Here is a 22,829-nt window from a genome sequence, read left to right as displayed (position 1 = left end):
AGTGCCGCGTGCTCACGCCCGTTCCACGTTGCAGATCGTGGTCTTGGTTTCCTGCATCATGGTCACGCTGTCGTAACCATAGGTAGTGGCCGTGTTCACAGCCTCGCCACGCACAACCGGGGCGGCCCCCTTCGGATAGTGCGCGAGCATGTCGGCGCCTTGCCAGCGGCCAGAAAAGTGGAATGGCATCCAGACCGTGTCTGGTGCGACGCGTTCGGTCACCAGCGCCTGCACGTTAAGGCGCGCGCCCGTGGGGGAGCTCAGCCACACACGCTCGCCGTTGCGAATGTCCCGGTCGGCAGCCGTCTTGGGGTTGATCTCCACAAACGCCTCTTGCTGCAGCTCGGCCAACCAGGGGTTGGAGCGGGTTTCCTCGCCACCACCTTCGTATTCGACCAGACGGCCGGAAGTCAGGATGAGCGGGAACTTCTCGTACACCTTGTCGGCCACGTTCTTGTCCTGCAGGCTCTTGTAAAGCGTGGGCAGGCGCCAGAAGGCCTTCTTGTCGTCGTGCGTGGGGTACTTGGCCACCAGGTCAGGACGCGTGCCATAGAGGGGCTCGCGGTGCTGCGGAATGGCATCGGGGAAGTTCCACACCACGGCACGGGCCTTGGCGTTGCCAAACGGGTGGCAACCATGCTTCATGGCCACGCGGATGATGGCACCCGTGGGGTCGGTCTTCCAGTTCTTGCCTTCGGCCTTGGCTTTTTCCGCATCGGAAAGATCGTCCCACCAGCCCAGCTTCTTGAGCAGCACATGGTCAAACTCGGGGTAGCCGGTAGTGATTTCAGCACCCAGCGAGTGCGATCCATCTTCGGCCAACAGGTTCTGACCATCCTTTTCGACGCCAAAGTTGGCGCGGAAGTTACCGCCACCATCCATCACATGCTTGGAGGTGTCGTACAGGTTGGGGGAACCCGGGTGCTTGAGCTCGGGTGTGCCATAGCAAGGCCAGGGCAGCCCGAAGTAGTCGCCGGCAAAGTCGTACCCCGTTTCCTTGTCCTTGCCGCCCTTGGCCTTGAGGGTTTTCACATCGAACAAATGCATGTTCTTCATGTGGGCCTTCAGGCGCTCGGGGCTCTGGCCGGTGTATCCAATGGTCCAGACACTGCGGTTGATTTCGCGCAGGATGTCCTCCACCATGGGCTCATCCATGCCCTTGACCTTCTGCATCTTGTAGTTCTTGGACAGCTCTGCCGCAAAGCCCAGCTTCTCGGCGAGCTGGTGCATGATCATGTGGTCACTGCGGCTTTCCCAGAGAGGCTCGATCACCTTTTCGCGCCACTGCAGCGAACGATTCGACGCCGTGCACGAGCCACTGGTCTCGAACTGTGTGGCCGCAGGCAACAGGTAAACCGCTCGGTCCTTGTTCAGGTCGTCTGGATTGCCCGGCATGGCCGCCATGGCAGCGGTCGCCGACGGGTAAGGATCCACCACCACCAGCAGATCCAGCTTGTCCATCGCGCGCTTCATTTCGAGGCCACGGGTTTGCGAGTTGGGAGCATGGCCCCAATAAAACACGCCGCGCAGGTTGGAGTCCTGATCGATCAGCTCGTTTTTCTCCAGCACGCCGTCAATCCAGCGCGACACCGTGATGCCATTCTTGGACATCATTGCGGGCGATGCAAATTGCTTCTTGATCCACTCGAAGTCCACACCCCACACGGCCGCGAAATGCTTCCACGAACCTTCGGCCAGGCCGTAGTAGCCGGGCAGCGAATCGGGGTTGGGGCCCACGTCCGTGGCGCCCTGCACGTTGTCGTGGCCCCGGAAAATGTTCGTGCCGCCGCCGCTCTTGCCAACATTGCCCAAAGCCAGCTGCAGGATGCACGAGGCGCGCACCATGGCATTGCCGATGCTGTGCTGTGTCTGGCCCATGCACCAGACGATGGTGCCGGGGTTGTTGTCGTGCAGCATCTTGGCGACCTTGAACATCTGGTCTTCCTTGACGCCGCAGGCCTCTTCCACCTTGTCAGGCGTCCACTTGGCCAGCACTTCGTCACGCACCTTGTCCATGCCATAGACACGGTCGTTGATGTACTTCTTGTCTTCCCAGCCGTTCTTGAAGATGTGGTACAGCAGGCCGAACAGGAAGGGGATGTCGGTGCCGGAGCGGATGCGCACGTATTCGTCGGCCTTGGCCGCCGTGCGCGTGAAGCGCGGGTCCACCACGATCATCTTGCAGCCGGTTTCCTTGGCGTGCAACATGTGCAGCATGGACACCGGGTGGGCTTCGGCCGCATTGGAGCCGATGTACAGAGCGACCTTGCTGTTTTGCATGTCGTTGTACGAATTGGTCATGGCGCCGTAGCCCCATGTGTTGGCCACGCCCGCCACGGTAGTGGAATGGCAGATACGTGCCTGGTGGTCGCAGTTGTTGGTGCCCCAGAAGCTCACGAACTTACGCAGCAGGTACGCCTGTTCGTTGTTGTGCTTGGAGGAGCCAATAAAGTACACGCTATCAGGGCCGCTGGCCTTGCGCAGCTCCTGCATCTTGGCCGTGATCTCGTTCAGGGCCGTGTCCCAGCTGATGCGCTCGTACTTGCCGTTGACCAGCTTCATCGGGTAACGCAGACGGTATTCGCCGTGGCCATGCTCGCGCAGGGCCGCACCCTTGGCGCAGTGTGCGCCCAGGTTGATCGGCGAGTCGAATACAGGCTCCTGGCGCACCCAGATGCCGTTTTCCACCACGGCATCCACAGCGCAGCCCACCGAGCAGTGCGAGCAAACCGTGCGGCGCACCTCGATCTTGCTGTCGCCCATGCCCGCCTTGGCGCCTTCTGCGGCATTGGACTTCTTGACCAGCGTGAGCTGCGTGGCGGCAATACCCACACCCACACCCAGGCCCGAACGGCGCAGGAAAGAGCGCCGGTCCATGGTGGGCAGGGCCTGTGACAAACCACGACGCAGGCTGTGCACGAACGGCGAAACGGATGACGGATTGCCCTGAGGGGCGTGCGAAGACTTCTTGGTAAGCAACATGGCGTGCCCCGCTGTCAGAGTTGGGTGGTTTTGTAGTACTGCTTGATGTGGGCCGACACGTAGTAGCCACCGCCTTTTTCAGGGGCCACACGGGCGGGCTCGGCTACCACGGCATCGGCCGGGGCCACGCGGGGCAGCGTGGCCACGGCAGCAGCGGCGGCGCCTGCCGTGGCGGCACCGGCAAAGAATTTACGGCGGGAAGAATTGGGCTGGCGATCCGGCATACATGTCTCCAGGTAGCTAGCAGTTATGAACGTATTTGCATACAGTCTAAGACAGTGTGTAAATCCCTGCAATTGACTGACACATCCTGGCCCGAAAGAACCGCAGGACAAACAGACCGTCGAGAGGATTGCACCGTCATTCGAGCATGTCGAAGCCCTGGGCCTCCACTGCCACGAAAGCCCGCGTGAAATGGGCCAGCGCGGCATAAAAGTGCGCGGTCGGCTGTCCCTGCAAGGCATCGCACAACTGCAAAATCCAGGGCTGCAGATGTGTCGCAAAAAAGTTGCGTTGCGCCGTCAGGTTGCAGACAGCCATGTCATCGCCCGCGACCAGGTAGCGCATCACTTCGCACAGGTAGGCCACATGGTCTTCGGTTTCCGGCATCGCCTCGGTGCGCGCCAGGCCCAGCGCTGCGAGGTCGGTGCGCAAGCGCACCAGCGGCTTTTCGTTCAGAAATCCGCTCAGATAGTGAGAACCATACAAATACACTTCAGGCTTGCCCACACCGCCAAACAGGCGGTCAAACTCTGCGGCAATGGCCGCGTCGTCCTGGGCCCGTGCGGCTCCCACCAGCTGCTGCCAGGGCTCCTGCAAAAATCCGCCCTCCATGGGGGCTTCGGTGACCGCGACGCGCAGTGCAGCCAGGGTTTCCGGCGTGGGCCTGGCGTAGTAAAGCTGCGCCAGCAGCCCATACAACTCGGCGCGCGCGGTTTCTTCGTCCAGCGCCGAACTGCCGGCCGCGTTCAGGGAAAGGGAATCGCTCACAGGTCGGTCACTTTCGTTTCGCTTTGGGAGGAATACAGGTCGATGACGCGGCAATCGCTGCACATCTTGAGTCGCTCCAGCGCCTCGCCCTGGAACATGGGGTGGCCCGACAACTTGCCCAGCATGGCCTCGATGGCTTTGACGGTGCCAAAGGGCTTGCTGCAGCGCACGCAGGCCCAGGGTTTGGCTTCGTTGAGCACGCGCAACTGGGTTCGCTCGGGCGTAAGCAACAGGCGCGGCTGCAACGCAATGGCGTCTTCGGGGCAGGTGGTGGCGCACAGGCCGCACTGCACGCAGTTTTGCTCGATGAACCGCAGCTGCGGCAGCTGCGGGTTGTCCTGCAGCGCACTGGCCGGACAGGCGCTCACGCAGCTCAGGCACAGGGTGCAGCGGTCCTTGTCGACCGTGATGGTGCCCAGCGGCGCGCCGGTCGCAGGCAGCGCAATGGCTTCGGGCCGCTGCGCCGCGGGCAGCGGGGCTTGGGCAATCAGGTGGTCGAGTGCCATCTCCAGCGTGCTGCGCTTCTCCTGCGCCACGGCAAAGCGCGCCGCCGTCCCCGGCACGGTCTGGCGCGTCTGCGAGAGGGCCTGCAGGCCGGCATCCAGATCCATCGGGTTGCGCGCGCGCAGCAGCTTCAGATGGGTGCCCGCATAGCCCAGGCCATGGAGGATGGCCTGCGCCACCGCCATTTGCGCCTCCAGGCCCTCCAGGTATTGCGGCGACTCTTCGCTGGTGACCAACACCACGATCTGCGCGGCGCCAAAAGCCACGGCACTGAGCCACAAGTCCACCCCCGTGCTGGCCGTGTGCCACAAGGCCACCGGCAGCACATGCGCCGGGACCCCGTGCGCCAGCTTGAGCTGGGCCGCGCGGCCCAGTTCTTCCACCAGGGCCTGGCCACCTTCCTGGCTGTGCAACAGCAGCACGGCATCCTTGCCGCCTGCCGCCGCGTAGGTGGACAACAGGGTCTTGAATTTCAGGCCCTGGTCGGTGGCGCCGGGGTAGGCGTAGGTCAGCGCGCCCGTAGGGCACACGGTGGTGCAGGCGCCGCAGCCCACACACAGGTTGGGGTTCACCTTGATTTGCTGGCGGCTCTTGTCGCTGGCAATGGCTTCGGCCGAGCAGATGTCCACGCAGGCATTGCAGCCCACGGTTTCGTTGCGGCTGTGGGCGCAGAGCTTTTGCTTGTAGGCAAAGAACTTGGGTTTCTCGAACTCGCCTACCAGCTCGCGCAGGCGCAGCAGCATGCCCATGTCCCGGCCGTCCCCGCGAAAGTAGCCCTGCGGCAGCGCGTGCTGCAAAAAGGTGGGGGTGGCGTCTGCCGGGCGCAGGTCCAGCACCAGGTCGAAACGCTCCTGATGGGCCACGGCCTCGCGGGTGAAATCAATGGCGCCCGCCACCTGGCACACCTTCACGCAGGCGCGGTGCGACTGGCAGGCCGCCATGTCAATCTGGTAATCGAGCCCGATGGCATTCTCGGGACAAGCCGCCACGCAGGCATTGCAGCGCGTACACAGATCGAGGTCGATGGGGTTGTCGGCCGCCCACTGCAACTCGAACGCGCCCAGCCACCCCGTGAGGCCCGTGATGCGCCCGCCCAGCACCGGAAAGCGCCGGGCCTGCGCCCCGCCGGCATTGCCGGGGCCCTGCGTGAACAGCGTGACATCCAGCACATCGGACACCAGGGCGGCCGCCTGCTCCGCCGCATCAAGGGCGCCAATGATGAGCAGCCGCCCGGCGCTCTTGAAGGTGACCGTCGGCACCGGTGCCGGTTCGGGCAGATGGGCAGCGGCCAGCAGCGCCGCGATCTTGGGGCTGGCCTTGCCAGCATCGCGGCTCCAGCCGCCCGTTTCGCGAATGTTCACGAAACGGATGGGCGAAAGCGCGCCTTCGGTCTGCTGCCCCAGGTCGGCAAACAGCCGCTGCTCCTGCGTGCACGCCACCACGACGGGTTCACCGCTCTGGATCGCACGCTGGAATGCACCGGCATCACGCCGGCACAGGGTGGAATGAAGGGTCAGGTCTTCACGAAGTGCTTCCCCCAGCGCTTTCGCGTTGAGGGGCATCGTCTGGTTGCAGTCGCAGATCAGCGTGGTCATGTGGGTATTGGCTGGCAGGCACGGCCGCTTCGCCGGGGTGCGAACGCGTGGCCGTTACCGGCGTGCTAGGAAATTCCGTGCATACCCCCGACTGTGCCACGCCTTCGCTGGCGCTTGCCTGCGCATCATCCCCAGCCTGACCAGCGCCAGGGGCCATTGGCGGCGCCTCTGCGCCGGGCGCAGCCTCTTGCGGCTTCTTCTCGTCGTCAAAAAAACCCAGAAACTGGGCGCTGGCCATCTGGCGCAGCATGGCAGCGGGCAACGGGTCGGGCTGGGAATAGTCCCCGATATAGATGTCGAGCCCATCCATCACGTTGTAGTGGGGGTCGGCAAACAGCTTCTTCATGGCCGCATTGCGCACCTCGGGGGCCACACCACGGGCCACGAAGGGCGTGAAATCGGAATCGGTAGTCAGCGCCTGGACGTCTGCCAGCGTGGGCGGTGGCGGCGGCTCAGCCGCTACGGGTGGTTGTGTTGCCGACACGGGGGCCGGTGCAGCCTGCGCATTCACTGGCTGTTGGCCGCCGCGCGGTGCTGCCGCCTGTTCCGGCGGCACAGGGGTGGGGGTGGGCGCGGGCTCTTGCAGCGGCTTGCCCTCGCGGGCGTCCCGCTTGCGCTGTGACCAGCGCCCCAGAAATCCGTCAGCCATGACCCCCTCCTCCTCCACCCCCGCGCAGCTTTTCGGTGGATACCGACGCGGGGTTGCCAAACCGATCCTGCAGCGACCGGAAGCTGTCGGGGCGCTTTCGGCGCTTGGGTTCGGGCTGGTAATTTGCGTCCACAAAGGCGCGCAAGCCTTCGAGCACCTCGGTCGGGGCGGGCACCTGCTCCACGGACTCCTGCGCATCGAGCCAGCGGCCCGCATCGTGGTAGCTCAGGCTCACCTCCACAGGGCGCGCCAGGGGTAGGCCGGTGCCCGTGTCTTCATCCATGCGCCACATCACGAACCAGCAGGGCGCGGGCGATGCCAAGTTGAGGTGGTAACCCTCGGCATCGTCACGAAACAGCTCCACGGCAAAGCCGGGGAACAACCATTGTTCTTCGCGCTCATCCTGCCGCAGCAGCCGTGGTTCGACGCCAAAGGCGGGCTCGTTGGGCACCACATCGGCCAGCGACCAGCGCCAGGGCTGCCAGCGGTTGTCGATGCGTTCGCGGCGCATCAGAACGGCGACTTCAGAAGTGGGACGGTTGGACATGGCCTGACTTTACCCCGGCGCAATGCCCCCAACACCCTCATTGTCCTTGCGGCGGCAGCACGGTGATGGCCACGGCGCAGTACTTGAACTCCGGAATCTTGCCAAACGGGTCCAGTGCCGCATTGGTCAGCAGATTGGCCGCCGCCTCGACATAAGCAAAGGGCATGAACACTGTACCGCGGGGCATGCCGTCGTCGCGCCGCAAGCGCACCTGCACCATGCCGCGCCGCGAGCGGATGCCCACCAGCGCACCGGGCTGCACGCCCAGCCGCGCCAGCTCGTCACCATGCATCGACGCCGTAGCCATGGGCTCGATGGCGTCCAGCACGGCGCTGCGCCGCGTCATGCTGCCGGTATGCCAGTGCTCCAGCTGGCGCCCGGTGATGAGCACCAGCGGGAAGTTGGCGTCAGGCGTCTCTGCGGCGGGGATCATGCTGGCGGGCACCAGGTGCAGACGGCCTGTGGGGGTGGGAAATGTTTCGGTGAAGACGATGGGCTGGCCCGAGTCGTCCGCCGTGAGGCAAGGGTAGGTCACGCTGGAGTCGCGCTCCAGCCGCTCCCAGCTGATGCCCTGAATACTGCCGTGCATAGCCTGACGCATCTCTTCATACACGGCGGCCACGCCAGATTCTTCGCCTTCGTAGCTCCATTGCAAGCCCATCCGCGTCGCCATCTGCTGGATGATCCACAAATCAGGCCGCGCATTGCCAGGCGGGTTCAGCGCGCGGCGGCCCATCTGCACCATGCGGTCGGTGTTGCTGGCCGTGCCGGTCTTCTCGGGCCAGGCGCTGGCGGGCAGCACCACGTCGGCCAGCCAGGCGGTTTCAGTCAAAAAGATGTCCTGCACCACCAGGTGCTGCAGGCTGGCCAGCGCGTGGCGCGCGTGGTTCAGGTCGGGGTCGCTCATGGCGGGGTTTTCACCCATGATGTACATGCCGCGCACCTTGTGCGGGTCCGTGTCGGGCGCCAGGGCCTTGTGCATGATCTCGACCACCGTGTAGCCGGGTGTCTCGTCCAGCTTGGTGCCCCAGAAGCTTTCAAACCACGCATGTGCCCCCGCGTTGTCCACGCGCTGGTAGTTGGGGAACATCATGGGGATCAGCCCCGCGTCGCTCGCGCCCTGCACGTTGTTCTGGCCGCGCAGCGGGTGCAGGCCCGAGCCGGGTTTGCCGATCTGGCCGGTGACGGCGCACAGCGCGATCAGGCAGCGCGCGTTGTCGGTGCCGTGGATGTGCTGGCTCACGCCCATGCCCCACAAAATCATGGACGCCCTGGCCGTGGCAAACGCACGCGCCACTTCGCGCAGCGTCTCGGCCGGGATGCCGCACACCGGCGCCATGGCCTCGGGGCTGCAGCCCATCACGTTGGCCTTGAGTGCCTCGAAGTTGTTGGCGCGGTCGCGAATGAAGGCCTCATCCACCAGGCCCTCGTCGATCACCGTGTGGATCAGCGCATTGAGCATGGCCACGTCGGTGTCGGCCTTGAACTGCAGCGTGCGCCAGGCGTGGCGGCCAATGTCGGTGACGCGCGGGTCGGCCAGCACGATTTTTGCGCCACGCTGCGCTGCGTTCTTCATCCAGGTGGCTGCCACGGGGTGGTTGGCCGTGGGATTGGAGCCGATCACGAAGATCAATTCGGCATGCTCCACATCATTGACCGGGTTGCTCACCGCGCCCGAGCCCACACCTTCGAGCAGCGCGGCCACGCTGGACGCATGGCACAGCCGCGTGCAGTGGTCCACGTTGTTGCTGCCAAAGCCGGTGCGAACCAGCTTCTGGAACAGGTAGGCCTCTTCGTTGCTGCCCTTGGCCGAGCCGAAGCCCGCCAGCGCCTTGGGGCCGTGCGTGTCGCGCAGGCTCTTGAGCTGGCCTGCGGCCAAATCCAGCGCCTCGTCCCACGTCGCTTCGCGGAACGTGTCGCGCCAGTCGGCGCCGTAGGGCCGCACCTCCTTGGGCACGCCGGGCTTGCGGATCAGCGGCACCGTGACGCGGTCGGGGTGGTGGGCGTAGTCAAAACCAAAGCGCCCCTTCACGCACAGGCGGCCGTGGTTGGCCGGGCCGTCGCGGCCCTCCACGCTGATGATTTTTTCATCGCGCACGTTGTAGGTGATGAGGCAACCTACGCCGCAAAACGGGCAGACCGAATCCACCTTGCGGTCCACCTTTTGCGAGCCGATGTGCGTCTTGGGGCTGAGCGCGCCGGTGGGGCAGGCCTGCACACATTCGCCGCAGGCCACACAGGTGCTATCGGCCATGGGGTCGTCCAGGTCGAAGACGATCTTGGAGTCCGCGCCGCGCAGCGCGTAGCCGATCACGTCGTTGACCTGTTCTTCGCGGCAGGCGCGAACGCAGCGGTTGCACTGGATGCAGGCGTCCAGATTCACGGCCATGGCCGGGTGGCTCAGGTCGGCAGCGGGCTGCTGGCGGCGCAGGGCTTTGAGGGCTGGGCGCACCGCCACGCCCAGACGATCAGCCCAGGCGCTCAGCTCGCCGTGCTGGCCTATCGTTTCAGCAGTTTTTGAATCAAATTGGGCTCCATCGCTTAAGGGATAAGCGCTACCAGCTATCAATTCAGGAGTTTCTCTATCTCCATCGTTCCACCGGTAGCCCACATCCGGCATGTCGGACAGCAGCATCTCCACCACCATCTGCTGGCTCTTGCGCGCGCGCGGGCTGGCCGCCTGCACCTTCATGCCTTCGGTGGGCGCACGGCAGCAGCTGGGGGCAAGCGTGCGCTCGCCCGCAATCTCGACCACGCAGGCGCGGCAGTTGCCATCGGGGCGCAGGCTGTCGGAATAGCAGAGGTGCGGGATGTCCACGCCGTGGCGCTGCGCGGCTTTCAGGATGGTTTCGCCAGGGTGGGCGGTGACGGGCTGGCCGTCCAGCTCGAAGGCCACGCCGGGCTGCACAACGGCAGAGGTCCATACGGCGCTCATGGCTTCAACGCTCCAGGCAATTGCTCGGTGAGCGGACTGTTGCGCGGCTTGGGCAGGTCGCCCGGCCACGGCGCTTCGCCCACCTCGTGCGGAAAGTATTTGTGGATGCAATGGATGGGGTTGGCCGCTGCCTGGCCCAGGCCGCAGATGGACGCGTCGGCCATCACCTGGGCCAGGTCGTCGAGCAGGTCGGCGTCCCACTGGCGCGCCTCCATCAGCGCGGCGGCCTTGGCCGTGCCCACGCGGCAGGGCGTGCACTGGCCGCAGCTTTCGTGTTCAAAAAAGCGCATCACGTTCAGGGCGGCTTCACGCGCACTGTCGTGCTGGCTGAGCACGATGACGGCGGCCGAGCCGATGAAGCAGCCATAGGGCTGCAGCGTGTCGAAATCGAGCGGAATGTGGTTCAGGCTCGCGGGCAGGATGCCGCCCGAGGCCCCGCCGGGCAGGTAGGCGTAGAGCTGGTGGCCGTCCAGCATGCCGCCGCAGTATTCGTCGATGAGCTCCTGCACGGTGATGCCCGCAGGCGCGAGCTTGACGCCCGGGTGCTTCACGCGGCCGCTCACGCTGAAACTGCGCAGCCCCTTGCGCCCGTGTCGGCCGAAGCTGGCAAACCAGGCTGGCCCGCGCTCGACGATGTCGCGCACCCAGTACAGGGTTTCGAAGTTGTGCTCCAGCGTGGGCCGGCCGAACAGGCCCACTTGGGCAATGTAGGGCGGGCGCATGCGGGGTTCGCCACGCTTGCCTTCAATGCTCTCGATCATGGCGGACTCTTCGCCGCAGATGTAGGCGCCCGCACCACGTCGCAGCTCGATGTGTGGCAAGGGGCATGGTGGCTGAGCGCGCAGATCATCCAGCGCCTTTTGAAGCAGCGCGCGGCAGCCGTGGTACTCGTCGCGCAGATAGATATAGACCGCCTCGGTGCCCACCACCTGGGCGGCGACGAGCACGCCTTCCAGAAAGCGGTGCGGGTCACGCTCCAGATACGTGCGGTCCTTGAACGTGCCGGGCTCGCCCTCGTCGATGTTCACCGCCATCAGGCGCGGCGCGGGTTGATCGCGCACGATGCGCCACTTGCGCCCCGCCGGGAAGCCTGCACCGCCCAGGCCGCGCAAGCCCGAGTCTTCCATGGTTGCGAGCACGGCCTCGGCATCCATTTCGCCGCTGACCAGCGCGGCGGCCGTCTGGTAGCCGCCATGGGCGCGGTAGGTGGCCAGGTCCGTGTGGGCGGGGCTGATCGGGTCTGCCTGCGCAGGCACGCTGTGTTCGGCCAGCGCCGCAATATCAAAATTGATAGCTGCCAGCGCTGGTAGGTGAAGCGCCAGGGCCCGATTGGGCTTCAACCGGATTGTTTCCAGCACCGTGTCCACGGTGGCGTGCGGCACCGGGCACTGATGCACCACGGCCACGGGCGCCTGCTCGCAGCGGCCCACGCAGGGCACGGCCTGCACTTGCACATCGCCCTGACCAGCCGCGCGCAGGCGCTCCGGCAGCGCGGCCAGCAGCTCGCGCGCACCCGCCAGGCTGCAGCTCAGGCTGTCGCACACGCGCAGCACCAGGCGCGGCGCCTGCGCCTCCTCGCCGCGCACGATCTCGAAGTGGTGATAAAAGCTGGCGACCTCATACACCTCGGCCATGGGCAGGTTCAGCTGCTTTGCCAGCGCCACCAGGTGCCGGTCGTGCAGCACGCCGAAGTGGTCGTTCAGGCGGTGCAGGTACTCAATGAGCAGGTCGCGCCGGAAGCCTTCGGCCGGGCGCGGGCCCAGCAGCCGCGCCACGTCGGCCATCGCGGCGTCTTCAGGCTGGCGGCCCTTGAGGCGGCTTTTGCGGCGGATGCGTTCGCGCATGTCGTTGACCGACACGGTGGCGACGGTGGGGGCTTCAGCAAGGGGCATGGGGTACATGGTTGTTGTATGAAGGCGCCTGCATAGGCCCGGCGCGCCGTGGCAGTGTCGGGCACGGCTGCCGCGTGCGTCAAATTGCTGATGCACATGGGGCGATCACAAAAACAAATGAAACGGCGTAAAAGACTGCGCGCCGCAAATCACCTGCAGCCTCCATGCCGCAGCGTGCAAACGTCAACCCGCCGCCAGCGACCCACTGTGCGCCGCGGCGTGCTGCAGCCAGTCGGGGGCCTGCGCCAGCGCCAGCGCCGCATCCAGCGCCCGGGTAGGCTGCACCTGCCGGTGCGACATGAATCCGATAGGTGTGGTCAGCACCGGGTTGGTCAGGGGCAAGGCCTCCAGCCCGTCATGGCCGCGCACCGCATCGACCAGCGCACCGGGCAAGACGCTGCACACCTGGCCTGCCACCACGCTCAGCGCCAGGGTCAGCACCGAATCGGTTTCCATGGCGGGCATGACCGTGGCGCCTGCCGTGCGGAAGGCGCCATCGACCAGGCTGCGGTTGTGCATCTCCGGGGTGAGCAGGCACAGCGGCAAGGCCGCTGCATCGGCCCAGGCCATGGGCGGGCCGATCTGCAGTCCGCGCCCTGCGCCCTGGGGTGGCCAGAGCGCCCGGCGCAGCAGAAAGTAGTGCTCCACATACTGCGGCCAGGCCCGCAGCTGCCCGCCGCGTGCGGGCATGCGCTCGGTGTAGCCCAGCGCAAGGTCCAGCGAAATATTCTCCAACCCCGCCTCCAGCGCCTGCGCACTCATCGAAAGCGCCACAGGCACGATGCCCGGGTGCCGTGCCTGCAGCTGCGCCGCAAACCGCGCCAGGATAGGCATGGCCGTGGGTACGGCCCCCAGCCGCAGCGTGCCGCGCGGGTGGGCGGCGTCGCTGCTCAGATCCTGCTGCAGCACCTGGTGCTCGTGCAGCATCCGCTGGGCCGAGGCCAGCACACGCTCGCCCTCGGGCGTGAAGCCCTCAAAACTGCGGCCACGGCGCACCACCACCACGCCAAATTCTTTTTCCAGCGCACGCAGCGCGTTGGATAGGGCCGGCTGCGTGATGTGGCAGGCCTGCGCCGCCCGGCCGAAGTGCCGATGCTCGTGCAGCGCCACCAGGTAGCGCAGGGACGCGAGCAGGTTCATGGCGCAGTGCGGCAGCTCAGAAGGATCAGGTGTTCTTGCTGATCGAAATCGTCGGGAACTTGTTTGAAAAGTCCTTGGCCTGCTGCGCGATCTTCACCGCCACGTCGCGCGCCACTTTCTTGTAGATCTTGGCCACGTCCCCGTCGGGGTCGGCCACCACGGTGGGCTTGCCGCTGTCGGCCTGCAAGCGGATGCTCATGTCGAGCGGCAGCGCACCCAGGTAGTCCATGCCGTATTCGGCCGCCATCTTCTTGCCGCCGTCGGCGCCAAAGATGTGCTCCACCTGGCCGCAGTTGCTGCACACATGCACGGCCATGTTCTCGACGATGCCCAGGATGGGCACGCCCACCTTTTCAAACATCTTGATGCCCTTCTTGGCGTCCAGCAGGGCGATGTCCTGCGGCGTGGTGACGATCACGGCGCCGGTCATGGGCACGCGCTGGCTCAGCGTGAGCTGGATGTCGCCCGTGCCGGGGGGCATGTCGATGATGAGGTAGTCCAGGTCCTTCCAGTTGGTCTGGCGCAAGAGCTGCTCCAGCGCCTGCGTGGCCATGGGGCCGCGCCAGATCATGGCTTCGTCCTGGTCCACCAGGAAGCCGATGGACATGACCTGCACGCCGTAGTTCTCCAGCGGCTCCATGGTCTTGCCGTCGTCGCTTTCGGGACGGCGGTTGATGCCCAGCATCATGGGCTGGCTGGGGCCGTAGATGTCGGCGTCCAGCACGCCCACGCTGGCGCCCTCGACCGCCAGGGCCAGGGCCAGATTGGCAGCGGTGGTGCTCTTGCCCACGCCGCCCTTGCCGGAGGCCACGGCAATGATGTTCTTGACCTGCGGCAACAGCTGCACGCCGCGCTGCACGGCATGCGCAATCACCTTGGTGGTGATGTTGGCCGACACGTTCTCCACGCCCGCAACGCCCTTGGCGGCAGCCACCAGGCTGCGGCGCAGCTCGGGCACCACACTCTTGGCGGGGTAGCCCAGCTCCACGTCAAAGGCCACATCGCCACCAGTGATCTGCACATTGCGCAGAGCGCGGGTGCTGACGAAATCCTTGCCGGTATGGGGATCCAGCACGCTGGAAAGTGCGGCCAAGAGGCCCTGTTCGGTGACTGCCATTCAATAAACTCCAGAAGAGACGGGTAGTCTATCCAAGCGCTGTTCCCCCGGCGCGTAAAGGACAATACGCACGCTTTGCCGCAGCCGGCACCCCCCTCAATTCGAAACAAAAAGGACCTCCGTGAAATTCAAGATGGCCGAGAAATCCCTGTTTGCCATGCTGCTGCGCTCGCCTTGGTGGGTCAGTTTTGTGGTGGTGGGCCTCATCGTCCTGGCCGCAGGTGCGCTGCTGCCCAAGGAGTATTTCGTGGTGGGTGCGCTGGCCGGTTTTCCCATCTTTGTGGTGGGCTGCGTGGCCGCCTGGAAGCAACTGCGCGCACCCCATCCCGCCAAAGTAACCGAGATGCTCGGCGCTGTCGCCACCATGCCCTGGCGTGACTTTGCCAATACGCTCGCGGCCGCCTGGACGCGCGCGGGCTACACCGTCGAACGCGTTCCCGGCAACGGCGCCGCCGATTTCTGCCTGGCAAAGAGCGGCAGCACCACGCTGGCCAGCGCCCGCCGGTGGAAAGCCGCCACCCACGGCGTGGAGCCGCTGCGCGAGCTGCGCGCCGCCATGGAGCAACGCGGGGCCGCCACGGGTTTGTATGTGCTGGCCCAGGGCAGCCTCAGCGACAACGCCCGGCTGTATGCGCGCGACCACGGCATCACCATCGTTCAGGATGACACGTTGGCCGCTTTGCTGCTGACCAAGCCCTGAGAAACGCCACGCTACAGCAAGATAGCCCGCCGCTTCGCGCCATGCCAGCCGCCGCCCAAGCACCCCAGGCCCCATCGCCCCGCACTGGCCTGCTACTCACCGGGGGGGCGCACGGGCCGCCTACCAGATGGGGGTGCTGGAGGCGATTGCCGACCTGCGCCACGCCTGCGGCGCAAGCCGCCAGCCCAATCCGTTTCCCATCATCACGGGCACCTCGGCCGGGGCCATCAACGCTGCCGCGCTGGCCTGTGGCGCCGATGATTTCGACCGCACCGTGCGCCGCATTGCCCGCGTGTGGCGCCAGTTCCATGCAGGCCAGGTGTATGGCGCCGATCCGTTCAGCGTGATGCGCAGCGGTGCGCGCTGGCTCACGCTGGTGTCACTGGGCTGGGCGCTGGCGCGCTGGCGGCGCCTGCGGCCGCGGTCGCTGCTGGACAACGCACCGCTTGAAAAGCTGCTGGCCAAGATGGTGCCGCTCATGCGCCTGCCCCGGCTCATGCACAAGGGGCACCTCACCGCGCTGGCAGTGACGGCGTCGAGCTACAGCTCGGGCGAGCATGTCACCTTCTTCGAGTCGGCCCAGGCCGTGCAACCCTGGGTGCGCTCGCAGCGCAAGGCGGTGCGCGACCACATCACGCACGAGCACCTGCTGGCGTCTTCGGCCATTCCCTTCGTCTTTCCCGCCAAGGGCCTGGCCATCGACGGCCACACCGAATATTTTGGTGACGGCTCCATGCGCCAGTCGGCCCCCATCGCGGCGGCCATCCACCTGGGGGCCGAGCGCGTGCTGGTCATCGGGGCGGGCCGCATGCACGAGCCCCAGGGAGACAGTGCCGCCGCGCCCACGGCCAATTACCCCTCGCTGGCACAGATTGCCGGGCATGCGCTGGCCAACATCTTTCTGGATGCCCTGTCGGTCGATGTGGAGCGGGTCAAGCGCATCAACCACACACTGTCGCTGATTCCTGAAGAAAAGCGCTTGCACAGCCCGCTGCGCCCCGTCGAGTTGCTGGTCATCGCCCCCTCGCAGCGGCTCGATGCCATCGCCGCCCGCCATGTGGGCGACCTGCCCGGCCCCGTGCGCGCCATGCTGGGCGCCCTGGGCGTGACCACGAACATGGCCGATGTGCGCGGCGCGGCGCTGGCCAGCTACCTGCTGTTCGAGCGGGGCTACACCCAGGAGCTGATGGCCCTGGGCCGCAAGGACACCCTGGCCCGGCGGGCCGAGGTATGCCAATTCTTTGGCTGGAAAGACACCGGCACCGAACTGCGAACCGGCCTGCACCGCTGACGCGGGGTCGGCAAAACGCCCCCGAAGCGCCTAAAATCGCGGGTTCCGCCCGAGAAAGTCGCTTTCATGTCGTCTGCACGCAAACTTTTTGTCACCACCGCCCTGCCGTATGCCAACGGCAACTTCCACATCGGCCACATCATGGAATACATCCAGGCCGACATCTGGGTGCGCACGCAGCGGCTGCTGGGCAACGCGGTGAACTTTGTCGGCGCCGACGACACGCACGGCGCGCCCATCATGATTGCCGCCGAAAAGGCCGGCAAGACGCCCCAGCAGTTCGTGGCCGACATCGCCGCCGGGCGCAAGCAGTATCTCGATGGCTTTCACATCGAATTCGACAACTGGCACAGCACCGACGCGCCCGAAAACCACCAGCTGGCACAAGACATCTACCGTGACCTCAAAGCCAATGGCCTGATCGAGACGCGCACCATCGAGCAGTTCTTCGACCCCGAGAAGAACATGTTCCTGCCCGACCGTTTCATCAAGGGCGAATGCCCCAAGTGCCACGCCAAGGACCAGTACGGCGACAACTGCGAGGTCTGCGGCGCCGTGTATGCGCCCACCGACCTCATCAACCCCTACTCCGCGCTGTCGGGTGCCAAGCCACTGCTCAAAAGCTCAGAGCATTTCTTCTTCAAGCTGTCGGACCCGCGCTGCGTGGCGTTTCTGGAAGACTGGACGCAAAACGGCCGCCTGCAGCCCGAGGTGGCCAACAAGGTGCGCGAATGGTTCACCGTGCGCACCAACCCCGACGGCAGCACCAGCGAGGGCCTGGGCGACTGGGACATCTCGCGCGACGCGCCCTATTTCGGCATCGAGATGCCCGACGCACCGGGCAAATACTTCTATGTGTGGCTCGATGCGCCCATCGGCTACCTCGCTTCGCTGAAGAACCTGCTCGACAAGCGCGGCGAGGACTACGAAGCCTACATGGCCGACCCGCAGCTGGAGCAGTACCACTTCATCGGCAAGGACATCGTCACCTTCCACACGCTGTTCTGGCCCGCCACGCTGAAGTTCAGCGGCCGCAAGGTGCCCGATTCGGTGTTCGTGCACGGCTTCCTCACGGTAAACAACGGCGAGAAGATGAGCAAGAGCCGCGGCACGGGCCTGGACCCGCTCAAGTACCTGGGCCTCTCCATGAACGCCGAGTGGCTGCGCTACTACCTGGCCACCAAGCTCAGCAGCCGCAACGAGGACATCGACTTCAACGCCGATGACTTCATGGCCCGCGTCAACAGCGACCTGATTGGCAAATACATCAACATCGCCTCGCGCGCGGCGGGCTTCATCGCCAAGCGCTTTGGTGGCGCACTGGGCGAAGTGTCGGCCGATGGCGACGCGCTGCTGGACCACCTGCGCACCGTGGCGCCCTCCATCATCGAACTGCTGGCCGAGCGCGAATACGGCAAGGCCCTGCGCGAGACCATGCTGCTGACCGACCGCGTGAACGCCTACGTGGACCAGAACAAGCCCTGGGAACTGGCCAAGCAGGACGGCATGGAAGGCCGCCTGCAGGACGTGTGCACCACCTGCATCGAGGCGTTCCGCCTGCTCACCATCTTGCTCAAGCCGGTGCTGCCGGCGCTGGCCGCGCAGGTCGAGGCTTTCCTGAAGGTGCAGCCCTTCACGTTTGCCGACGCCACCACCATGCTCGGCAAGGGCCATGTGATCGGTGAATACAAGCACCTGATGCAGCGCGTGGATGCCAAACAGCTTGAAGCATTGTTTGAGCCCCCAGCCCAGGCAGAATCAGCGCAAGCAGCTGCAGAAAACGCGGCACCCGGCGGCGAGGAACTGGCCCCCACCATCACCATCGACGACTTCACCAAGATCGACCTGCGCATTGCGCTGATCGTGAACTGCGAGGCCGTGGAAGGCTCGACCAAGCTGCTGCGTCTGACGCTGGATGTGGGCGAGGGCAAAACCCGCAACGTGTTCAGCGGCATCGCCAGCGCCTACCAGCCCGCCGACCTGATCGGCAAGCACACCGTGATGGTGGCCAACCTGGCGCCGCGCAAGATGAAGTTTGGCGTAAGCGAAGGCATGGTGCTGGCCGCCAGCCATGGCGACGAAAAGGCCAACCCCGGCATCTACGTGCTCAACCCCTGGCCGGGTGCCACGCCGGGCATGCGCGTGCGCTGAACGTTGTCACGCACGCAGCGACCATGCAAAGGCCCTTCGGGGCCTTTCTTTTTGGTGGTTGCAAACCTCTCGACAGCCCGCCCGCTCACTCTGCCGTGTAGCGCCCTGGCCGGTGGCTGATCCACAGAAATCCGCTCATCACCAGCACGGCCAGCACCGAATACGCCACGCGCTCCACCGGCACGATGAACAGCGCCAGCAGCACCACCGTGCCGTCAATGATCATCTGCACCTTGCCGGCCCGCATGCCATAGCGGCTTTGCAGGTACAGCGACACCACCGTGGCTCCGCCCAGGCTGGAGCGGTGCCGCGCCAGAAACAGGCAACCCGTGCCCAGCAGCAAGCCGCCCAGCAACGAGGCGAACAACGGGTTCAGGTAGTCCACATGCATCACATGCGGGAACAGCTCGGTCAGCAGCGACAGCAGCGCCACGCAGACAAAGGTCTTGATCGTGAACTCGCGCCCCATGCGCGTCCAGGCGAACCAGTAAAACGGCAGGTTCACTACAAAAAACAGCTTGCCGAACGAGATGCCCGTGACGTAGTGCAGCAAGAACGCCACGCCCGCCGTGCCCCCCACCAGCAGGCCCGCCTGGTTGAACAGCATGAGCGCCATGGCCACAAACAAGGTGCCGGCAAACAGCGCCTGCACATCTTCAAACCGGCCGTGGCGCAAGGAGGGTGGCGGGGTGGAGGCGACAGGCATGGGTGGATTCATGGGGGTGGAGGCAAGCAAGCAACGCGCCAGGCGGCGGGGCGGCTGACCGCTGCGCCCACGGGGCCCGCCGCACGATTTTCAATCATATCGGCCTGTAGCGCTTGCCAATCAAGCGCCATCAGCTATTAGAAAAATAGCGTCGAAATGGACGGCAGGCGATCGGGTCGCGGCCGCCACGGTTGCACTTCGTCACTGGCTCACTACACTGGCGCACCGGCCCGGGCCTTTTTCGTTCTTCACCCGCATCCACTCCATCCATCCATGCGTTTTTCGTTTGCCTTCCGCCCCCGCCTGCTGGATGCGCTGCGCGGCTACAGCCGCAGCCGCTGGCTGGCCGATGTGGGCGCGGGTGTCACGGTGGGCATCGTGGCGCTGCCGCTGGCCATGGCCTTTGCCATCGCCAGCGGGCTCAAGCCCGAGGCGGGGCTGTGGACGGCCATCATCGGCGGCTTTCTGATCGCGCTGCTGGGCGGCACCAACGTGCAAATTGGCGGGCCGGCGGGGGCCTTCATCGTCATCGTGTACGGCATCGTCGAGCGCTATGGCGTGGCCAACCTGCTGATCTCCACGGCCTGCGCGGGGGTGCTGCTGTTCCTGCTCGGAATGTTCAAGCTGGGCAACCTGGTGCGCTTCGTGCCCGTGAGCATCGTCATCGGCTTCACCAACGGCATCGCGGTGCTGATCGGGCTGTCGCAGCTCAAGGACTGGCTGGGGCTGGCCATCGACAAGATGCCGGGCAATTTCTTCTCGCAGGTGCACACGCTGGCCCTGCACATCGGCAGCTTCAACCCCCATGCGCTGGCGCTGGGCGCCGCCTGCCTGGGCGGACTGTTCTTGTGGCCACGGCTGTTTGTGCAGGGCTCGCCGGTGCTGCGCGTGGCCGAGGGCCACACCGTGCGCCGCTTTGCGCGCATTCCGGCGCCCGTGGTAGCGCTGGTCACGCTCACGGCGCTGGCGCGCTGGCTGGAGATGCCGGTGGAGACCATCGGCAGCAAGTTTGGCGGCATTCCGCAGCAACTGCCGGCGTTTGCGCTGCCCGATTTTTCGTGGGACACGGTGCGCCTGCTGGTCACGCCCACGGTCACCATTGCGCTTTTGGGCGCCATCGAGTCGCTGCTGTGCGCGCGCGTGGCCGACCAGGTGGCCACCGACCCGCACTACAAGAAGCACGACCCCAACCAGGAGCTGATGGCGCAGGGCGTGGCCAATTTCGTGGTGCCGTTCTTCGGCGGCATGCCGGCCACCGGCACCATTGCCCGCACCGTCACCAACCTGCGCGCAGGCGCCACCAGCCCCATTGCCGGCATGGTGCATGCGGCCACGCTGGCGGTGATCGTGCTGGTGGCCGCGCCGCTGGCGCTGCACATTCCGCTGGCGGTGCTGGCGGGCATCCTGCTGCATGTGGCCTGGAACATGGGCGAATGGCACGAGTTTGCGCGCCTCAAGCATTTCAGCAACCACTACCGGCTGCTGATGCTGGGCACGTTTTTGCTGACCGTGGTGTTCGACCTCACCGTGGCGGTGGAGGTGGGGCTGGTGCTGTCGTGCGTGCTGTTTGTGCGGCGCATGAGCGCGCTGTTCCGCGCCGAGCGCGCGCTTACATCCACCCCTGCCACCGCGGACGCACAGGGGCTGGCACTGGAGCCCGGCCCCCGCCCCCGCATGGCCTGGCACCTGCACGGTGCGCTGTTTTTTGGCGCGGCCGCCAAGATCGACCCCATCGTGCAGGCCGTGGAGGCCGGGCCCGAGGGCCCCGAAGTGGTGCTGGACGCACGCGACCTGTTCGCGCTCGATACCACGGGCCTCGAAGGCCTGGAGCAGATTCTCAAGGCCGTGGGCCAGCGCGGCGGCGTGCTGTGGGTGGTGGATGCGCAGGAGCAGCCACGCTCGCTGATGGAACGCTCGGGCTTCAGCGCCCGGCTGGCCGAGCAGAACGCGGCGCAGGCGGCCAGCGCCGGGAACCACAACAAGAACCGAGAGGAGACAAACCATGGGAGCACAGCGCCATGACGTGGTGATCGTCGGCGGCGGGCTGGCCGGCATCGTGACCGCGCTCGAATGCCTGCGCGCGGGCCGCAGCGTCGCGCTGGTGGACCGCGACTCGCCAGAGCGCCTGGGCGGCCTGGCCCTGTGGGCGTTTGGCGGCATGGCGCTGGTAGGCACGCCGCTGCAGGCGCGCATGAAGATCCCCGACACGCCCGAAGCCGCGCTGCGCGACTGGGTGCGCTTTGGCGAACTCGATGCCCATGACACGCTGCCCCTGCAGTGGGCACGCCACTACGTGGAGCATTCGCGCGCCGACGTGTACGACTGGCTGATCGGCGAAGGCGTGACGTTCATGCCCGCCGTGAACTGGGTGGAGCGCGGGCGCTTTGGCGAGGGCAACAGCGTGCCGCGCTACCACATCGTCTGGGGCACGGCGCGCGAACTCACGCGCCGCATGATCGCCGCGATGCACCAGGCCGGCACGGGCGGGCGCCTCACCGTGCTGCACCGCCACCGCGCCAGTGCGCTGGACCTGCAGCAGGGCCGCACGGCGGGCGTGCTGGCGGCCAACGAAGAGACCGGCGCCGAAGTGCGGCTGCAGGCCCCCGTGGTGGTGCTGGCCATGGGCGGCATCAACGGCAGTCACGCGCAGACCCGCGCCAACTGGCCCCAGGACCGCCCCATGCCCGCAACGATGCTCAACGGCGCCCACCCGTTCGCCGACGGCCGCATGCACCACTGGGTGGCCGAAGCGCTCGGCGCGCGCATCACGCACGCGGGCGAAATGTGGAACTACGCCGCCGGCTTTCCGCACCCGTTCCCGCATTTCGAGGGGCATGGCCTGTCCACCATTCCGTGCAAATCGGCACTGTGGCTCGACCACCAGGGCCGGCGCATCGGCCCCGAGCCGCTGGTGACGGGTTTTGACACCCACTGGCTGTGCCAGCGCGTCGCGGCGCAGGACAAGCCCTGGACCTGGCACCTGCTGAACTGGCGCATCGCAGCCAAGGAGTTCGCCATCTCGGGTGCCGAGCACAACCAGCGCATCCGCGACATGCAGTTCCCCGCGTTCCTCAAGGAAACGCTGCTGGGCAACCATCGGCTGGTCAAGCAGATGGCCGCCGAGAGCAAACATTTCCTGGTGGACGACACGCTCGCTGGCCTGGCCGCCAAGATGAACGCGCTGACCGGCTCGCAGGATGTGCAGCCCGAGGTGCTGCAGGCCACGGCAGACACCTTCGACGCCAACTTTGCGAACCAGGACAAGCTGCACAACGACGACCAGATCCGCCGCATCCTGCACGCGCGCCAGTGGGGGCCCGACAAGCTGCGCACCTGCGTGCCCGCGCCACTGCAAAAGCCCGGTGCCGGGCCGTACATCGCCATCCAGATGCAGCTCATCACGCGCAAAAGCCTGGGCGGCCTGCAGACCGATCTGGCGAGCCGGGTGCTCGACGGCGTCGACCAGCCCATTGACGGCCTGTACTGCGTGGGCGAGGCGGCAGGTTTTGGCGGCGGTGGCGCCAGCGGCAAACGCTCGCTGGAGGGCACCTTCCTGCCCGGCTGCATCCTGACCGCGCGGGCCACCGCGCGCTCCATCAACGCTGGCTGAAAAATAGCGAAACCCCAGGA

15 protein-coding genes and 1 pseudogene are annotated in these 22,829 nt (G+C 66.0%); 5 read left to right on the top strand and 11 right to left on the bottom strand.

Annotated elements, in window-relative coordinates; all coding sequences use genetic code 11:
- Positions 1–12 precede the first annotated feature (12 nt).
- From CBP34_RS04260 to apbC, 10 genes are all read right to left on the bottom strand, one after another.
- A complete protein-coding gene (locus CBP34_RS04260; RefSeq protein ID WP_094097390.1) occupies positions 13–2,982 on the bottom strand; it encodes a formate dehydrogenase subunit alpha in 2,970 nt (989 codons plus the stop codon).
- Between the two features lie 14 nt (positions 2,983–2,996).
- Positions 2,997–3,206 carry a formate dehydrogenase gene (locus CBP34_RS04255; protein WP_086911537.1) on the bottom strand — a complete coding sequence of 70 codons (210 nt, stop codon included), beginning with the start codon at positions 3,204–3,206 and terminating at the stop codon, positions 2,997–2,999.
- A 136-nt stretch (positions 3,207–3,342) separates the two neighbouring features.
- Positions 3,343–3,972 carry a TorD/DmsD family molecular chaperone gene (locus CBP34_RS04250; RefSeq protein ID WP_086911536.1) on the bottom strand — a complete coding sequence of 210 codons (630 nt, stop codon included), beginning with the start codon at positions 3,970–3,972 and terminating at the stop codon, positions 3,343–3,345.
- A complete protein-coding gene (locus CBP34_RS04245; protein ID WP_094099062.1) occupies positions 3,969–6,038 on the bottom strand; it encodes a 4Fe-4S binding protein in 2,070 nt (689 codons plus the stop codon). Before CBP34_RS04245 ends, CBP34_RS04250 begins: the two co-directional genes overlap by 4 nt.
- Positions 5,998–6,720 (bottom strand): DUF3306 domain-containing protein, encoded by a 723-nt coding sequence (locus CBP34_RS04240; protein WP_094097389.1) that lies wholly within the window; start codon positions 6,718–6,720, stop codon positions 5,998–6,000. Before CBP34_RS04240 ends, CBP34_RS04245 begins: the two co-directional genes overlap by 41 nt.
- A complete protein-coding gene (locus CBP34_RS04235; RefSeq protein WP_094097388.1) occupies positions 6,713–7,267 on the bottom strand; it encodes a DUF3305 domain-containing protein in 555 nt (184 codons plus the stop codon). The genes CBP34_RS04240 and CBP34_RS04235 overlap by 8 nt, the downstream gene beginning before the upstream one ends.
- Positions 7,268–7,304: 37 nt before the next feature.
- A complete protein-coding gene (gene fdhF / locus CBP34_RS04230; RefSeq protein ID WP_094097387.1) occupies positions 7,305–10,202 on the bottom strand; it encodes a formate dehydrogenase subunit alpha in 2,898 nt (965 codons plus the stop codon).
- Entirely contained in the window at positions 10,199–12,103 is a 1,905-nt protein-coding gene (locus CBP34_RS04225; RefSeq protein ID WP_418134705.1) for an NAD(P)H-dependent oxidoreductase subunit E, read from the bottom strand. The genes fdhF and CBP34_RS04225 overlap by 4 nt, the downstream gene beginning before the upstream one ends.
- Before the next feature lie 174 nt (positions 12,104–12,277).
- The gene (locus CBP34_RS04220; protein WP_094097386.1) at positions 12,278–13,234 is read right to left on the bottom strand and encodes a LysR substrate-binding domain-containing protein; all 957 of its coding nucleotides are present in this window, start codon (positions 13,232–13,234) and stop codon (positions 12,278–12,280) included.
- Positions 13,235–13,259: 25 nt separating this feature from the next.
- Complete coding sequence (gene apbC, locus CBP34_RS04215) at positions 13,260–14,351, bottom strand: iron-sulfur cluster carrier protein ApbC (RefSeq protein ID WP_094097385.1); 1,092 nt, start codon at positions 14,349–14,351, stop codon at positions 13,260–13,262.
- Positions 14,352–14,472: 121 nt separating this feature from the next.
- On the opposite strand from apbC, the gene CBP34_RS04210 reads away from it, so the two are divergent.
- From CBP34_RS04210 to metG, 3 genes and pseudogenes are all read left to right on the top strand, one after another.
- The gene (locus tag CBP34_RS04210; protein WP_236748507.1) at positions 14,473–15,051 is read left to right on the top strand and encodes a restriction endonuclease; all 579 of its coding nucleotides are present in this window, start codon (positions 14,473–14,475) and stop codon (positions 15,049–15,051) included.
- 41 nt (positions 15,052–15,092) lie between these two features.
- Positions 15,093–16,342, top strand: a pseudogene (locus CBP34_RS04205) (patatin-like phospholipase family protein).
- Positions 16,343–16,408: 66 nt separating this feature from the next.
- Positions 16,409–18,493 carry a methionine--tRNA ligase gene (gene metG / locus CBP34_RS04200; RefSeq protein ID WP_094097384.1) on the top strand — a complete coding sequence of 695 codons (2,085 nt, stop codon included), beginning with the start codon at positions 16,409–16,411 and terminating at the stop codon, positions 18,491–18,493.
- 85 nt (positions 18,494–18,578) lie between these two features.
- On the opposite strand, the gene CBP34_RS04195 is transcribed toward metG, so the two are convergent.
- Complete coding sequence (locus CBP34_RS04195; RefSeq protein WP_236748506.1) at positions 18,579–19,199, bottom strand: YitT family protein; 621 nt, start codon at positions 19,197–19,199, stop codon at positions 18,579–18,581.
- A 273-nt stretch (positions 19,200–19,472) separates the two neighbouring features.
- Here CBP34_RS04195 and CBP34_RS04190 point away from each other — a divergent pair, with 273 nt between their 5' ends.
- Both CBP34_RS04190 and CBP34_RS04185 read left to right on the top strand, forming a co-directional pair.
- Positions 19,473–21,221 (top strand): SulP family inorganic anion transporter, encoded by a 1,749-nt coding sequence (locus CBP34_RS04190; RefSeq protein ID WP_094097383.1) that lies wholly within the window; start codon positions 19,473–19,475, stop codon positions 21,219–21,221.
- Positions 21,202–22,809 (top strand): FAD-binding protein, encoded by a 1,608-nt coding sequence (locus tag CBP34_RS04185; protein ID WP_094097382.1) that lies wholly within the window; start codon positions 21,202–21,204, stop codon positions 22,807–22,809. Before CBP34_RS04190 ends, CBP34_RS04185 begins: the two co-directional genes overlap by 20 nt.
- The last annotated feature ends 20 nt before the right edge of the window (positions 22,810–22,829 follow it).

It is taken from the genome of Acidovorax carolinensis (assembly GCF_002157145.1).
Taxonomy (GTDB): domain Bacteria; phylum Pseudomonadota; class Gammaproteobacteria; order Burkholderiales; family Burkholderiaceae_C; genus Acidovorax; species Acidovorax carolinensis.
Note: the sequence above shows the minus strand (reverse complement) of the source record. Positions and strands in the feature narration are given on the sequence as shown.